Consider the following 14296-nt stretch of genomic DNA (forward strand, 5'->3'; position numbering starts at 1 on the left):
CAGAATGTGAATGTCTAGAATCCCGACCTACCTTTCAGTCACTCAGGAGTCCCTATGAAGAAGCAGGTATTGGCATTGGCCGTCTTGGCGCTGGCCACGAGCGCAGCGTTCGCACAGGCCAATGACACCCTCGCCAAGATCAAAGCGAGCGGCAGCGTCACCATGGGCGTACGCGATTCGTCCGGCGCGTTGGCCTTCACCATTGGCGACGGCAAGTACGTCGGCTTCCATACCGAAATGTCCGAGCGCATTCTTGCCGACATCCAGAAGCAGCTCGCTCTGCCCAAGCTCGAGATCAAGCGTCAGCTGGTGACGTCGCAGAACCGGATCCCGCTGGTGCAGAACGGCACCGTGGACCTCGAGTGCGGCTCCACCACCAACAACACCGCGCGCCAGAAGGACGTGTCCTTCGCCGTGACCACCTACGTCGAAGAAGTGCGTATCGCGGTCAAGGCCGATTCGGGCATCAGCTCGATCAAGGACCTGAACAACAAGACGGTGGCCACGACCACCGGCACGACCTCCGTGCAGACCTTGCGCAAGAACGAGCGCGCGCAAGGCATCGACTTCAAGGAAGTCATGGGCAAGGACCACGCCGACAGCTTCCTGCTGCTCGAATCCGGCCGTGCCGACGCCTTCGTGATGGATGGCCAGATCCTCGCCGGCAACATTGCCAAGTCGAAGAATCCGTCCGGCTTCAAGATCGTCGGCGAGCCGCTGTCGATCGAGCCCATCGCCTGCATGGTGCGCAAGGACGACCCGGCTTTCCTGAAGGCAGTGGACGACAGCATCAAGCGCCAGATCTCCGACGGCTCGCTGGCCAAGCTCTACGACAAGTGGTTCATGCAGCCGATCCCCCCGACCAACACCAAGGTCGGCCTGCCGCTGTCGGAAGCGACCAAGGCAGCATGGGCCAGCCCCAACAACCGGCCGATGGAAGACTTCAACAAGAAGTGATCGGCATGGCCTGACAGCAAACGCCCGCCCTTTGCGGCGGGCGTTTGTTTTCGGAATTCAACTAACCAACAACGATTGAGGAGGTCCCGATGGGGAATTGGGATTGGCAGGTCTTCCTGCAGGATCCGGGAGGAAAGATCCCGACCTATTGGCAATGGCTGCTCTCGGCCTGGGGATGGACGATTTCGGTGGCCCTGAGTGCCCTGGTGGTCGCGCTGGTTCTCGGCTCGGTCGTCGGGGTGATCCGGACCTTGCCGAACAGCCCGATGTGGGTCCGCCTCGGCAATGCCTGGGTCGAGTTGTTCCGCAACATCCCGCTCCTGGTCCAGATCTTCCTCTGGTATCACGTGGTGCCGGCATTGTTCCCGGTGATGCGCGACGTGCCGCCCTTCATCCTCGTGGTGCTGGCGCTGGGCTTCTTCACTTCGGCGCGGATCGCCGAGCAACTGCGCTCGGGCATCCAGGCGCTGCCGCGCGGCCAGCGCTATGCGGGCATGGCGGTGGGCTTCACCACGGCGCAGTACTACCGCTACGTCATCCTGCCGATGGCCTACCGGATCATCATTCCGCCGCTGACCAGCGAGTCGATGAACATCTTCAAGAACTCGTCCGTGGCCTTCGCGGTGTCGATCGCCGAGATGACGCAGTTCGCGATGCAGGCCGGCGAGGAAACCGCGCGGCCGATGGAGATGTACCTGGCGGTCACGGTGCTCTACGTGATCTCGGCTTTCGCGATCAACCGCATCATGGCCGCCGTCGAGAAGAGAACGCGGGTACCGGGCTTCATTGCCTCCGCCGGCGGGGGAGGACACTGACATGAACCTCGATCTCACCCTTCTCAACTGGAGCGTCATCTCGGGTTTCCTGCTGAAGGGCCTGTACTTCAGCCTGTTCCTGACCGTGGTGGCCACCCTGGGCGGCATCTTCTTCGGCACGCTGCTCGCACTGATGCGCCTGTCGGGCAAGAAGTGGCTGGACGCGCCCGCGGCCATCTACGTCAACGGCATGCGCAGCATTCCGCTGGTGATGGTGATCCTGTGGTTCTTCCTGCTGGTGCCCTTCATCATCGGTCGCCCGATCGGCGCCGAAGTGTCGGCCGTCATCACCTTCATCGCCTTCGAGGCGGCCTATTTCAGCGAGATCATGCGCGCGGGCATCCAGTCGATCCCGCGCGGCCAGGTCTTCGCGGGGCAGGCGATGGGCATGACCTACAAGCAGAACATGACGCTCGTCGTGCTGCCGCAGGCCTTCCGCAACATGCTGCCGGTTCTGCTGACGCAGACCATCATCCTGTTCCAGGACACGTCGCTGGTGTATGCCATCGGCGCCTACGACCTGCTCAAGGGCTTCGAGACGGCCGGCAAGAACTTCGGCCGTCCCATCGAGGCCTACCTGATGGCGGCGGTGCTGTACTTCATCATCTGCTACGCGCTGTCGTACTTCGTCAAGCGTCTTCACAAGAAGATCGCCATCATTCGCTGAACACCGAAAGGGAAAGTCATGGCCGAGAACATGATCGAAATCAAGAACGTTTCCAAGTGGTACGGGCCCGTGCAGGTGCTCAATGACTGCTCGGTGAGCATCGCCAAGGGCGATGTGGTGGTGGTGTGCGGACCGTCCGGTTCGGGCAAGTCCACGCTGATCAAGACCGTGAATGCGCTGGAGCCCATCCAGAAGGGCGAGATCACGGTCAACGGCGTGCGGGTCAGCGACCCCAAGACCGACCTGCCGAAGCTGCGCTCGAAGGTCGGCATGGTGTTCCAGCACTTCGAGCTGTTCCCGCACCTGTCGGTGACCGAGAACCTCACGATCGCGCAGGTCAAGGTGCTCGGCCGCAGCCTGGACGAGGCCAAGACCCGGGGCCTGAAGATGCTCGACCGCGTGGGCCTGATGGCGCACAAGGACAAGTTCCCCGGCCAGCTCTCCGGCGGCCAGCAGCAGCGCGTGGCAATTGCGCGTGCGCTGTCGATGGACCCGATCGTGATGCTGTTCGACGAGCCGACATCCGCGCTCGACCCCGAGATGGTGGGCGAAGTGCTCGACGTGATGGTGTCGCTGGCCAAGGAAGGCATGACGATGATGGTCGTCACCCACGAAATGGGCTTCGCGCGCAAGGTCGCGAGCCGCGTGATCTTCATCGACGTCGGCGGGCGCATCCTCGAGGACTGCTCGAAGGACGAGTTCTTCGGCCACCCGGAGAACCGTCAGCCGCGCACGAAGGACTTCCTCAACAAGATCCTGCAGCACTGAGATCGCCCCCAGGCTGCGCGCACTTCGTGTCGCTTCGCCAACCCCCGGCCGGGGCGGTGCCTGCAGACCGGCCAAGCCGGATCTGCGGCACCTCTGGCATTGAAAGGAGCCCCGCGATGCGGGGCTCTTGTCTTGGGCGCTAGCCGAGTTCGAAGGTGGTGATGCCGTAGACCCTCTCCAGTTCGCAGGCCGGCGCCGGGCCCGCATACATGCGGGCGGTCTCGAACACGCTTTGCATGCCGTGCGCTTCGGCCAGCGTCACCGCATCGGCGTTGGGCAGCGGAACGTCGAGGTAGACCGTGTCACCGGCCGGCACGCTGGCGCACAGTGCATCGAAGAGTGCGTTCGCAACCTCGGGGCTTTCTGCGATGAGCGGGCCGATCTTGCGCCCCTCGCGGCATCGCCGGATCACGCCCCAGCCCGCGAGCCGGCCCTGGTCCGTCCACGCGAGGCCGGTCGATTCGGGCATCGCGATCCAGCCGCGGAGAAAGGCCTCGCGGGACGCGGGGAACACGCGGCGGTCGTCGGCGCAAAGCACATCGAAATCGATCGTGGAGAGAGGCGCGATCTGCATGGCCTTGCCAAGGCTCCCCCGTGCGATGCCGGCGAAACGTGCGTTGTTCCACGCGAGTTCGAATCCGCTGCGCCGGTAGTTGTCCTGCTGCGCCGGCACGCCGTCCAGACCGACGACGTGCCCTTTGAGCCGCGCCATGCCGGCCTTCCAGAGCCGCATCCCGATACCGCGGCCGCGCCAGGTCGGCGCAACGATGTACAGGCCGATGAAGCCGAACTTTCCCCCATACGACACGGCGCTGATGAAGCCCACGGGCAGGCCTTCGTGTTCGGCCACGAGAAAGCTCTCCGGATCCGCGGCGTGGAAGCAGCGCGCGTCGTGCAGGCCGGGATTCCAGCCTTCGCGCGCCGCAGCGTCGATCGCGAGTTGGATCTCGTCGCCTCGCAGTGTCCGGATTGCAACGTCCATGGGTGCATTGTTCCGAGTGAAGGGCCTATGGTGTGACCGAATTTCCAGATCGAGGTTTTGAGTTGCAACTTAATGAGTAACTCAATGACACAATTTGCCGACTTCTGGAGGAGTTGGGATGTTCAAAGGAATTCGCCGTACAGCCGGCATGGGGGTGTCTCTGGCCTTGGCTGCGCTGGGGTCCGCCACCGCGTTCGCGCAGACCAATCCACCGGCGGAGGCGGTCGAAGCCGTCACGCATCCGTGGGTGGTGCCGCCGCCGAACTGGTCGCCCGAGGCCTACTTCACGAACCTCAAGGACGGCGCCACGCTGGAGTCGCCCTTCGTCGCGCGATTCGGTCTGTCGATGCGCGGCATCGTTCCGGCCGGCAAGACGGCGGGCACCGCGGGGCATCACCACCTCTTGATCGATCAGCCGCTGCCGCTCGATTTCACGAAGCCGCTGCCGTTCACCGAGCACTACGTCCACTTCGGCAAGGGCCAGATGGAAGCGGTGGTGAACCTGCCGCCCGGCACCTACACGATGCGGCTGGTGCTGGCGGACCAGGGCCACATTCCGTACTTCGTCTACAGCAAGCCGCTCAAGTTCACGGTGAGCAAGCAGAACGCGGGCGTGACGGCGGCCAGCCTGCAGGGAGCGCCCCGCGTCGAGGTGCTGAGTCCGGCCGATCGCGCGACGGTGCAGACGCCGCTGCGCGTGCAGATGCATGCGACGGGCTACAACATCTCGCACGCCGGGCCCAGGGTGCAGGACACCGGCCACTTCCGCCTCGTGCTGGAGCGGGCCGGCCAGAAGGCCGAAATCATCGACCTCGACGGCGGACAGACGGAGTTGTGGCTCAACCCGCCGAAGGGCGACTACAGCGCCAGGCTCGAACTCATGAGCAACGCCGCAACCGGCAACGTGGTGGCGCGCGCCAGGACGGTGGCCTTCACCGTGCGGTGAGGAGACCTTTCGCGGCGAGCACGGCACGGGCCGCTTCCGCGAAGCCCGCGCCGCGTTCGTGCGTGGCGACGTACCGCGGCAGGTGCGGCAGCGCGGCTTCGAAGCGGCGGACGTTGGCCACGCCGATGCTGTGCGCGAAGTGCTCGAACATCAGCGCGTCGTTGGTCGAGTCGCCGACGTAGACCCAGCGGTCCATTTCGCCTTCGAGCGTGCGATCCCAGAGTTCGCGCACGATCCATCGCGCGCCGGCGAGCTTGTTGTGATCGCCGTACCAGCCATTGACATGGATGCTGCTGACGGTGGCGTGCATGCCTTCGCTGCGCATCAAGGCGACGACGTCCGCGATCGTCTTGTCGCCGAGCTGGGTGAACTCGCTGTGGTCGACCGCGATGTCGCATTCGCGGCCCGCCGAATCGGTGGCGCGGCGCGCGCCGGGGATGCTCTTCTCGATGCGTTCGAGCACCGCCTGCATGCGCGCGAAGTTGCGCTCGCGTGTAGGCGCGTCCTGTTGATAGCGCTTTTCGAGGCGGCCGCCGTGGGTCGGCACGAGCGCCACCGCGCCGTTCTCGGCCACGATCGCATCGATCGGCCAGGCTGCTGCAAAGGGCTCGCTCCAGCCGACCGGGCGGCCGGTCACCGCCACCACGTGCAGCCCGGCGGCCTTCAGTGCGGCCATGGCGTCCAGCGCATCGGGCGTGATCGCGCCTTCGGTGGTCAGGGTGTCGTCGATGTCGGTGAAGACGCCGACCAGCCCCTGCCTGGCCTGGAGCGGCCAGTTCGCGAGCGGCTGCATCAGCCGCTCCCGGGCATCGGCGGGGGGCGTGCTCATCCGCCGGCGGACTGCAATGCCAGGCCGGCGTGCTCGCGCAGCGGATGGAAGTGGATCTTCGGGAAGCGCTCCTGCGCCAGCCGCACGTCGTACGGCGAGGTGCAGAGGAAAGCCAATGTGTCGGCGGCATCGCGCGACATGCGCTGCGGATAGGCATCGACGAAGGTGCGCAGCTCCGCGGGCGTGTCGGCGGTGATCCAGCGGGCGCCGGTGTACTGGCAGCCTTCGAGGCGGATGTCCGCGTCGTACTCGGTCTTCAGGCGGTGCTGGACGACTTCGAACTGGAGCTGGCCGACCGCACCGAGCAGCATCGGCCCGCCGATCTCGGGCCGGAAGACCTGGATCGCGCCTTCCTCGCCGAGCTGGGCAAGCCCCTGCTGGAGCTGCTTGGTCCGCAGCGGGTTCTTGAGGATGACCGTCATGAAGAGCTCGGGCGCGAAGAAGGGCAGGCCGGTGAACTGCAGCGAGGCGCCGTCGGTGATCGTGTCGCCGAGCTGCACGCCGCCGTGCGTGGTGAAGCCGACGATGTCGCCCGCGTAGGCTTCCTCGACCGCCTCGCGCCGCTGGCTCATGAAGGTCACGACGCTGGTCGGGCGCAGCTCCTTGCTGGTGCGCTGCACCTTGAGCTTCATGCCCGGCGTGTAGCGGCCGGAGGCCATGCGCACGAACGCGATGCGGTCGCGGTGGTTGGCGTCCATGTTGGCCTGCACCTTGAAGACCACCCCGGCGAAGTCCTTGTCGTCCGGCTGGATTTCCTTGGTCACCGGTTGGCGGTTGACCAGCGTGGTGCTCACGCGCGGCTGCGGCGGCGGTGCCAGGTCGACCAGCGCATCGAGCACTTCCATGACGCCGAAGTTGTTGACGCCGGAGCCGAAGAACACAGGCGTCTGCTTGCCGGCGAGGAAGGCCTCGCGGTCCCACTCCGGCGACGCACCGGTGGCCAGCTCCATGCTCTCCGTCGCGGTGTCGAATTCATGGCCGAAGCGCTTCTGCAGCTGTTCGCGATCGGTCAGGGGGATGGTCTCGAAGTCCTGCGGCAGGCGTTCGCTGCCCGACTCGAACACCGTCATCGCCTGCGTGCGCAGGTTGATGATCCCGCCGAACGATTTGCCCTGGCCCACGGGCCAGGTCATCGGCACGCACGGCATGCCGAGTTCGCGCTCGATCTCGTCGAGCAGCTCCAGCGGCTCGCGCACTTCGCGGTCCATCTTGTTGACGAAGGTGAGGATCGGCGTGTCGCGCTGACGGCAGACCTCGATCAGCCGGCGCGTCTGCGCTTCGACGCCGTTGGCCGCGTCGATCACCATCAGCGCCGAATCGACCGCGGTCAGCACCCGGTAGGTGTCTTCGGAGAAGTCCTTGTGGCCGGGCGTGTCGAGCAGGTTGATGACGTGGTCGCGATACGCCATCTGCATCACCGAGGACGCCACCGAGATGCCGCGCTGCTTCTCGATTTCCATCCAGTCCGAGGTCGCGTGGCGCGACGCCTTGCGTGCCTTGACCGAGCCCGCGATCTGGATCGCGCCGGAGAACAGCAGCAGCTTTTCCGTCAGCGTGGTCTTGCCCGCGTCAGGGTGGGAAATGATCGCGAACGTACGGCGACGACGGGTTTCGGAGGCAAATGTCATGGAGGTGAACGCGGTGCGCGCTCACGGGCGCGGCCTGCAGGCAAAACCGGCAATTTTAACGATCGGACCGGAAACGGGGCATCCTGCCGCGCGGCGCTTCGGCGGGGCGAGGTCCCGCGGCCTATGTGCTCTGGATGAGCCTCCGGGCACGCTTCGAGACGACATGGCGTCCGCGCTCCAGAACATCGTGCGCGCCAAAATAGATCAGGCGCTCGGAAAGCGTCGACGTCAGCAACCGATAGTGCCGCCAGAGTTTGCGCAGTGGCATGTACGGTTTGACCTGGAAGGTGGCCCAGTGGATGACCGGCCGGTACGTGCCGGGCGTCACGTTGCTCGCGTCGACCGCCGCCGGGTCCAGGTCGGTTTGCAGCCCATGGGCCCAGAACCCGGTGGGCTTTCCGAGGGCATCGGTGAGGCTGACACGCTTGACGCCGGATTTGTCGACGCAGTAGTTGATGAACGGCTGATCCATGCCTTCCTGCCAGCATTCGGACTTGTGCTGTGCCAGTTCCCGTGCCCAGGTGCGCGCCTCGTCGATCGAGAAGAGCCCCTTCACGCCGGCAAAGAAGCCCGCGTTGAACGCGGCGGTCTTGTACTTGTGCTGCATGAGGGAGCGCAGCGGATCGCGGGGATAGCAGTAGTCCAGATCGCCTCCGCCTTCGTACAGGACGACCTGTCCCATGGATCGGATCGCGGTGTCGTAGATCTCGACCGGAGCGAGGCAGATCGTGTCCGCATCGAGATATGCGAATCGCTCGTAGGGGCCGTCGAGAAAGCAGGCCATCTTCCGGAACATCTTCTGCACGTTGCGGGACTCCGGAGCCAGGGTCTTTCCAATCTGGTCGTAGGTCTCGAAATCCGAGTCTTCCAGGATCTCGACGCCGTGTTCCTGGCAGAGCTGCCGCGTTTTGCTCAGCCGCTCGTCGTAGGGGACGAGGTGCACGTTCGCATGTGGACTCCAGCGACGAATGCTCGGAATCATGGCTCTCAGCCATTCGATGGCGCCATCGTTTCCGAGCACATACAGGCCGAATCTGTCCTCTCTGGCTTTCTGGTCCTTCATGGACGAATTCTGCGTGCGTCGCCAGGACGCCTCAGGCGGCCGGGGCGGAACCCACCTTGCCGGTGCCGGCTTTGCGAAGCAAGGGCTCGACAGGAGGCGATGGGATATCGTCCAAAGGTTTGCCTGCCGCCGGGTCGCGCGGCGCCGCCGCAATGACGCAAGAAGCAATGCCGGGCGGCGTCGAGGCGCGGGCGTCAACGGGTCCAGGACGATCCGGAAACCGCTGCTGGCAGCGTTCCGGCGGCACGCGGTAAAATCCGCCGCTTATCCGAGGAGCGTTGCAGCGCCGTCAGGCGTGAGGCTCGGACCCACATCGCAACCACGCTCACCCGCTCGTCTCGCGGTGAGTCCTTCCCCGAACGCAGTGGCATCTTTCAAACTTGTTTTGGAGCCGACATGAGCGCCGTTCTCAAACCCACCGCCGATCAGGCGATCGCCGACATTTCCCTCGCCGCCTGGGGCCGCAAGGAAATCCGCATTGCCGAAACCGAAATGCCCGGCCTGATGGCCATCCGCGAAGAATTCGCCAAGAGCCAGCCACTGAAGGGCGCGCGCATCACCGGCTCGCTGCACATGACGATCCAGACCGCGGTGCTGATCGAAACGCTGCAGGCCCTGGGCGCCAACGTGCGCTGGGCTTCGTGCAACATCTTCTCGACGCAGGACCACGCTGCCGCCGCCATCGCCGCCAACGGCACGCCGGTGTTCGCGGTCAAGGGCGAGTCGCTCGAAGACTACTGGGACTACACCCATCGCATCTTCGACTTCGGCGCCAAGGGTTCGGCCGGCGAAGGCCCCAACATGATCCTCGACGACGGCGGCGATGCGACGCTGCTCATGCACCTGGGCCAACGCGCCGAGAAGGACCAGAGCGTCCTGGCCAATCCGACGAGCGAAGAAGAGCGCATCCTCTATGCGGCGATCAAGGCCAAGCTGGCGGTCGACTCGACCTGGTACACCCGCAAGTCGGCCGAGATCATCGGCGTGACGGAAGAAACCACGACCGGCGTTCACCGCCTGAACGAAATGAGCGCCAAGGGCACGCTGCTGTTCCGCGCGATCAATGTCAACGACTCGGTCACCAAGAGCAAGTTCGACAACCTCTACGGCTGCCGCGAATCGCTGGTGGACGGCATCAAGCGCGCCACCGACGTGATGGTCGCCGGCAAGATCGCCTGCGTGGCCGGCTACGGCGACGTGGGCAAGGGCTCGGCCCAGGCACTGCGCGCCCTGAGCGCACAGGTGTGGGTCACCGAGATCGACCCGATCAACGCGCTGCAGGCCGCGATGGAAGGCTACAAGGTCGTCACGATGGAATACGCGGCCGACAAGGCCGACATCTTCGTGACCACCACCGGCAACCGCGACGTGATCCGCCACGAGCACATGGCCGCCATGAAGGACCAGGCGATCGTCTGCAACATCGGCCACTTCGACAACGAGATCGATGTCGCCTCGCTCGAGAAGTACGAGTGGGAAGAGATCAAGCCGCAGGTCGACCACATCACCTTCCCGGACGGCAAGAAGATCATCCTGCTGGCCAAGGGCCGCCTCGTGAACCTGGGCTGCGGCACGGGCCACCCGAGCTTCGTGATGTCCTCGTCGTTCGCGAACCAGACCATCGCGCAGATCGAGCTTTTCACCAAGCCTGACGCGTACCAGGCCGGCAAGGTCTACGTGCTGCCCAAGCACCTCGACGAGAAGGTCGCGCGCCTGCATCTGAAGAAGGTCGGCGCGATGCTGACCGAACTCACCGACGCGCAGGCCGCCTACATCGGCGTCGACAAGAACGGCCCTTACAAGCCGGACACGTACCGCTACTGAGCGGGGCGGGCGTAGCGTTTTGCGCGCCGATCAGTTGCTCGTCGAACGCGGCCTCGCTGCGTCACGCTCGCAGGCAGTGCGCCTCATCGCGGGTGGACTGCGCTGGCGCGATGGCGCCGATTGGCGCACCGTCGCGAAGAACGGCGACGATGTGCCGGCGTCGGCCGAGCTCGAATTGCTCGACGCCTCGGAGGCACGCTATGTCTCGCGGGGCGGGCTGAAGCTCGAAGGTGCGTTGGCGTCCACCGGCGTCGATCCCAAGGGCAAGCGATGCCTCGACGTCGGGCAATCGACGGGGGGCTTCACCGACTGCCTGTTGCAGAAGGGCGCGGCGCACGTGATCGGCGTGGACGTAGGCCACGGCCAATTGCATCCGCGCTTGCGGACCGATGCCCGCGTGACGGCGGTCGAGGGGGTCAATGCCCGATCGCTCGCTCGTGACGCGTGGGCCTCGCGGTCGCCCGCAGATTCGGGCTTCGACCTTATCGTTGGCGATCTGTCCTTCATCTCGCTGACCCTCGTGCTTCCATCGCTGGCGCCGCTGCTCGAGCGCGGTGGCGATCTCCTCATGCTCGTCAAGCCACAGTTCGAATTGCAGCCGGGCCAGATCGGCAAGGGCGGCATCGTTCGCGATCCAGCGCTCTACGGCGTGGTCGAACAACGCCTGCGCGATGCCTGTGCATCGCTGGGCCTGCGCGTCGTGCAGTGGCTCGACAGCCCGATCGTGGGTGGCGATGGCAATCGAGAGTTTTTCATTCATGCCATTCATGCCGATGGCGAACCAGGAGCCGGCCGTGCGCCTTCCGCTCAGCTTTGAATTCTTTCCCCCCAAGACGCCCGAAGGCGCGGCCAAGCTGCGCAATGTGCGGCAGCAGCTCTATGCGATGGAGCCCGAGTTCTGCTCGGTTACCTACGGCGCCGGCGGTTCCACGCACGACGGGACTTTCGGCACCGTGCGCGAGATCCTCGGCGAAGGCGTCTCCGCCGCCTGCCATTTCTCGTGCATCGGCGCGACGAAGGAGACGGTGCGCACGCAATTGGCCGAACTGAAGGCCATGGGCGTCAAGCGCCTCGTCGCTCTGCGCGGCGACCTGCCGAGCGGCTACGGCATCGGCGGCGAGTTCCTTTATGCGAGCGATCTCGTCGCCTTCATCCGCGCCGAGACCGGACGCGATTTTCACATCGAGGTCGCGTGCTATCCCGAGGTGCATCCGCAGGCGAAGTCGCCCGAGGCCGATCTGCAGGCCTTCGCCGCCAAGGTGCGCGCGGGCGCTGATTCGGCCATCACGCAATATTTCTTCAGCCCCGAGGCGTACTGGCGCTTCGTCGATGAGGCGCGCGCGCAGGGCATCGACACGCCGATCGTGCCGGGCATCATGCCGATCACCAGTTCGACGCAGCTCATGCGCTTCTCGGACGCCTGCGGCGCGGAGATCCCGCGTTGGATCCGCCTGCGGCTGCAGAGCTTCGGCGACGACACGGCGTCGATCAAGTCCTTCGGGCTCGATGTGGTGGCCGCGCTGTGCGAGCGGCTGCGCGATGGCGGCGCGCCGGCGCTGCACTTCTACACGATGAATCAGTCGGTGGCGACGCTGGGCGTGCTGGAGCGCCTCGACTGGAGCGCATGAGGTCGGGCGTCCGTCTCGCGAGGCTCGTCGCGACAGCAGCGGTGGCCGTGCTGCTCGCCGCCTGCTCGACGGCGCCCACCGAGGGTTCGGGGGACGGCAAGCCCCGCGGGCTGCGTCCGCTAGTCAAGCAGCCGGCGCTCCCGCCCGGCGCACCGCCTCGGTCGCAGGTGCCCTCGGTGCGCTACGACCTCGCGGTGTCGGGCGCCGGCGAGCTGGACGACGGCCTGCCGGAGGACCCCAATCGCGAGATCTTCGAGCGCGGCGGCGCGTCGTGGTACGGCATCCAGTTCCACCAGCGCAAGACGGCGAGCGGCGAGCGGTTCGACATGACCGCGTTCACTGCCGCGCACAAGACCCTGCCTTTCAACACCCGCGTGTGCGTGCGCAGTCTGGTGAACGGCCGCGAGGTACTGGTCCGCATCAATGATCGGGGGCCCTATACCGCGGGGCGAATCATCGACCTGAGCCGTGCCGCGGCCGACGCCATCGGGCTCGTGGGTCTTGGCATCAAGCAGGTCGCCCTGTCGGTCGTCGACAAGGAGGACCGTTGCGCGGGCGCCGCGGTCGGGGAGCCCGATTCGCCGTCGCAGGACGTGCAGGAGACGCCGGCCCGGCCGGCGCGCAAGGTGGCCCCGCGCAAGCGGCGCTGAACCAGTCGCCTGCTCAGCCGCCGCCGTCGACCGAGAACGCGGCGTTGCGATCCTGCGCGAGCAGTTCCGCCATCTGGGGCAGCGCGGCCTGCAGTTGGGCTTTCAGCGTATAGGGTGGGTTGATGAGGAACATCCCGCTCGCGGGCAGGCCGGGCCTGTGCTTGGCGCCGGAAGAATCCGTCACGATCTTGCTCGACTTGACCGTGAGCGTCGCGTGCAGCCACGGCTTGCCGGCCTTGGTCGCGAGCGTCTTGAGCCGTCGCGGCAAGTCGTGTGCTTCGGGGCGCGGGATGATCGGGTACCAGATCGCGTAGGTTCCGGTGGCGAAGCGTTTGAGCGCCCCCGTGACGAAGTCGAGCACGCGCGTGTAGTCGCTCTTGATCTCGTAGCTCGGATCGCACAGCACCAGCGCCCGGCGCGAAGGGGGCGGCAGGAACTTGGTCGCGCTGCCGAATCCATCTTCCCGCAGCACCGCGATCTGGCGCCCCGCGTCGAGCTGGGCGATGTTGGCGTCGAGCGAGCGGGCATCCGTCGGATGCAGCTCGAACAGCTTGAGCTTGTCTTGATCGCGCAGCAGGTGGTGCGTGATGAACGGCGAGCCCGGGTAGATCCGCGCGTCGCCCTTGGGGTTGAAGTCCCGGACGACCTCGACGTAGCGCGCCAGCGCATCGGCGAGCGGCACGCTGGCGTCGGGACGCGCAAACAGCCGCTGCACGCCGTCGACGGCTTCGCCGCTCGTGCCCGCGTAGTCGCCGTCGAGCCGGTAGAGTCCGGCGCCGGCGTGCGTGTCGACCACGGTCAGGGGGGCGTCTTTCTCGAGCAGGTAGTCGAGCGTGGCAATCAGCACCGTGTGCTTGAGCACGTCGGCGTGGTTGCCGGCGTGGAATGCGTGGCGGTAGCTGAACATCCCTCGATGGTAACCACCCGTCGGGCCCGGAGCCGGCCGATTGCGGCACGGAGGCTATTTTTCGTATAATGGCGGGCTTCGCAGCGTTTTAGTGGCCCCGCGGCGAGGTATCTTCACCCACCTAAGAGATTCCCAAAAGAGGAATTCCGACCGTGGAAAAGGGTCCGCCAAACCCTCTTTTCAAAGAGAAAACTCATGACCAAGACGTTCAGCGCCAAGCCCGCTGACGTGAAGCACGAGTGGTTTGTGATTGACGCGACCGACAAGGTCCTCGGACGAGTAGCCAGCGAAGTTGCTCTCCGTCTGCGCGGCAAACACAAGGCCATCTATACGCCTCACGTCGATACCGGTGACTTCATCGTCATCATCAACGCATCGCAACTGCGTGTCACCGGCGCCAAGCCGCTTGACAAGGTGTACTACCGTCACTCGGGCTATCCGGGCGGCATCACGGCCACCAGCTTCCGCGACATGCAAGCCAAGCACCCCGGCCGCGCGCTGGAGAAGGCCGTCAAGGGCATGCTGCCCAAGGGCCCGCTCGGCTACGCAATGATCAAGAAACTCAAGGTGTACGGTGGCGCAGAGCACCCGCATACCGCCCAACAGCCCAAAGTGCTGGAACTGTAAGGAGC

15 protein-coding genes and 1 riboswitch are annotated in these 14296 nt (G+C 65.5%); of the genes, 10 read left to right on the forward strand and 5 right to left on the reverse strand.

Features of this window, described 5'->3' with window-relative positions; all coding sequences use genetic code 11:
• Positions 1-54 precede the first annotated feature (54 nt).
• The 4 genes from WKW77_RS11950 (at position 55) to WKW77_RS11965 (ending at position 3207) form a co-directional block, all read left to right on the forward strand.
• A complete protein-coding gene (locus WKW77_RS11950; RefSeq protein ID WP_340357052.1) occupies positions 55-957 on the forward strand; it encodes a transporter substrate-binding domain-containing protein in 903 nt (300 codons plus the stop codon).
• Positions 958-1046: 89 nt separating this feature from the next.
• Positions 1047-1772: an amino acid ABC transporter permease gene (locus WKW77_RS11955; protein WP_340357053.1), complete on the forward strand. Its 726-nt coding sequence runs from the start codon at positions 1047-1049 to the stop codon at positions 1770-1772.
• A gap of 1 nt (position 1773) precedes the next feature.
• Entirely contained in the window at positions 1774-2439 is a 666-nt protein-coding gene (locus tag WKW77_RS11960; protein WP_340357054.1) for an amino acid ABC transporter permease, read from the forward strand.
• A 30-nt stretch (positions 2440-2469) separates the two neighbouring features.
• Entirely contained in the window at positions 2470-3207 is a 738-nt protein-coding gene (locus WKW77_RS11965; protein ID WP_340357162.1) for an amino acid ABC transporter ATP-binding protein, read from the forward strand.
• 139 nt (positions 3208-3346) lie between these two features.
• On the opposite strand, the gene WKW77_RS11970 is transcribed toward WKW77_RS11965, so the two are convergent.
• The gene (locus WKW77_RS11970) at positions 3347-4189 is read right to left on the reverse strand and encodes a GNAT family N-acetyltransferase (RefSeq protein ID WP_340357055.1); all 843 of its coding nucleotides are present in this window, start codon (positions 4187-4189) and stop codon (positions 3347-3349) included.
• A gap of 118 nt (positions 4190-4307) precedes the next feature.
• Between WKW77_RS11970 and WKW77_RS11975 the strand changes: the two genes are divergently transcribed.
• Positions 4308-5135, forward strand: coding sequence for a DUF4399 domain-containing protein (locus WKW77_RS11975; RefSeq protein WP_340357056.1), 828 nt, complete (start codon positions 4308-4310; stop codon positions 5133-5135).
• On the opposite strand, the gene WKW77_RS11980 is transcribed toward WKW77_RS11975, so the two are convergent.
• The 3 genes from WKW77_RS11980 to WKW77_RS11990 all read right to left on the reverse strand — a co-directional run bounded on the left by WKW77_RS11980 (position 5122) and on the right by WKW77_RS11990 (position 8655).
• The gene (locus WKW77_RS11980; RefSeq protein WP_340357163.1) at positions 5122-5928 is read right to left on the reverse strand and encodes an HAD-IIB family hydrolase; all 807 of its coding nucleotides are present in this window, start codon (positions 5926-5928) and stop codon (positions 5122-5124) included. The genes WKW77_RS11975 and WKW77_RS11980 overlap by 14 nt on opposite strands.
• A 32-nt stretch (positions 5929-5960) precedes the next feature.
• Positions 5961-7592 carry a peptide chain release factor 3 gene (locus WKW77_RS11985; RefSeq protein ID WP_340357057.1) on the reverse strand — a complete coding sequence of 544 codons (1632 nt, stop codon included), beginning with the start codon at positions 7590-7592 and terminating at the stop codon, positions 5961-5963.
• Between the two features lie 121 nt (positions 7593-7713).
• Positions 7714-8655, reverse strand: a complete 942-nt coding sequence (locus WKW77_RS11990) for a hypothetical protein (RefSeq protein WP_340357058.1) — start codon at positions 8653-8655, stop codon at positions 7714-7716.
• Positions 8656-8919: 264 nt separating this feature from the next.
• Positions 8920-8989: riboswitch (S-adenosyl-L-homocysteine riboswitch) on the forward strand.
• A 62-nt stretch (positions 8990-9051) separates the two neighbouring features.
• Here WKW77_RS11990 and ahcY point away from each other — a divergent pair.
• The 4 genes from ahcY to WKW77_RS12010 are packed head-to-tail and all read left to right on the forward strand — an operon-like array spanning position 9052 to position 12757.
• On the forward strand, positions 9052-10479 hold the full coding sequence (ahcY, locus tag WKW77_RS11995) for an adenosylhomocysteinase (RefSeq protein WP_340357059.1): 1428 nt from the start codon (positions 9052-9054) through the stop codon (positions 10477-10479).
• A gap of 19 nt (positions 10480-10498) precedes the next feature.
• Positions 10499-11296: a TlyA family RNA methyltransferase gene (locus tag WKW77_RS12000; RefSeq protein ID WP_340357060.1), complete on the forward strand. Its 798-nt coding sequence runs from the start codon at positions 10499-10501 to the stop codon at positions 11294-11296.
• Complete coding sequence (gene metF / locus WKW77_RS12005; protein ID WP_340357164.1) at positions 11274-12107, forward strand: methylenetetrahydrofolate reductase [NAD(P)H]; 834 nt, start codon at positions 11274-11276, stop codon at positions 12105-12107. Before WKW77_RS12000 ends, metF begins: the two co-directional genes overlap by 23 nt.
• Positions 12104-12757: a septal ring lytic transglycosylase RlpA family protein gene (locus WKW77_RS12010; RefSeq protein WP_340357061.1), complete on the forward strand. Its 654-nt coding sequence runs from the start codon at positions 12104-12106 to the stop codon at positions 12755-12757. The genes metF and WKW77_RS12010 overlap by 4 nt, the downstream gene beginning before the upstream one ends.
• Positions 12758-12770: 13 nt before the next feature.
• Here the strand turns inward: WKW77_RS12010 and WKW77_RS12015 are convergent, their stop codons facing one another.
• The gene (locus WKW77_RS12015; protein WP_340357062.1) at positions 12771-13664 is read right to left on the reverse strand and encodes a 23S rRNA (adenine(2030)-N(6))-methyltransferase RlmJ; all 894 of its coding nucleotides are present in this window, start codon (positions 13662-13664) and stop codon (positions 12771-12773) included.
• A 195-nt stretch (positions 13665-13859) separates the two neighbouring features.
• Between WKW77_RS12015 and rplM the strand changes: the two genes are divergently transcribed.
• On the forward strand, positions 13860-14291 hold the full coding sequence (rplM, locus tag WKW77_RS12020) for a 50S ribosomal protein L13 (protein ID WP_340357063.1): 432 nt from the start codon (positions 13860-13862) through the stop codon (positions 14289-14291).
• Positions 14292-14296: the final 5 nt, after the last annotated feature.

Origin of the sequence: Variovorax ureilyticus (assembly GCF_037889935.1) — a bacterium.
Classification (GTDB): domain Bacteria; phylum Pseudomonadota; class Gammaproteobacteria; order Burkholderiales; family Burkholderiaceae_C; genus Variovorax; species Variovorax ureilyticus.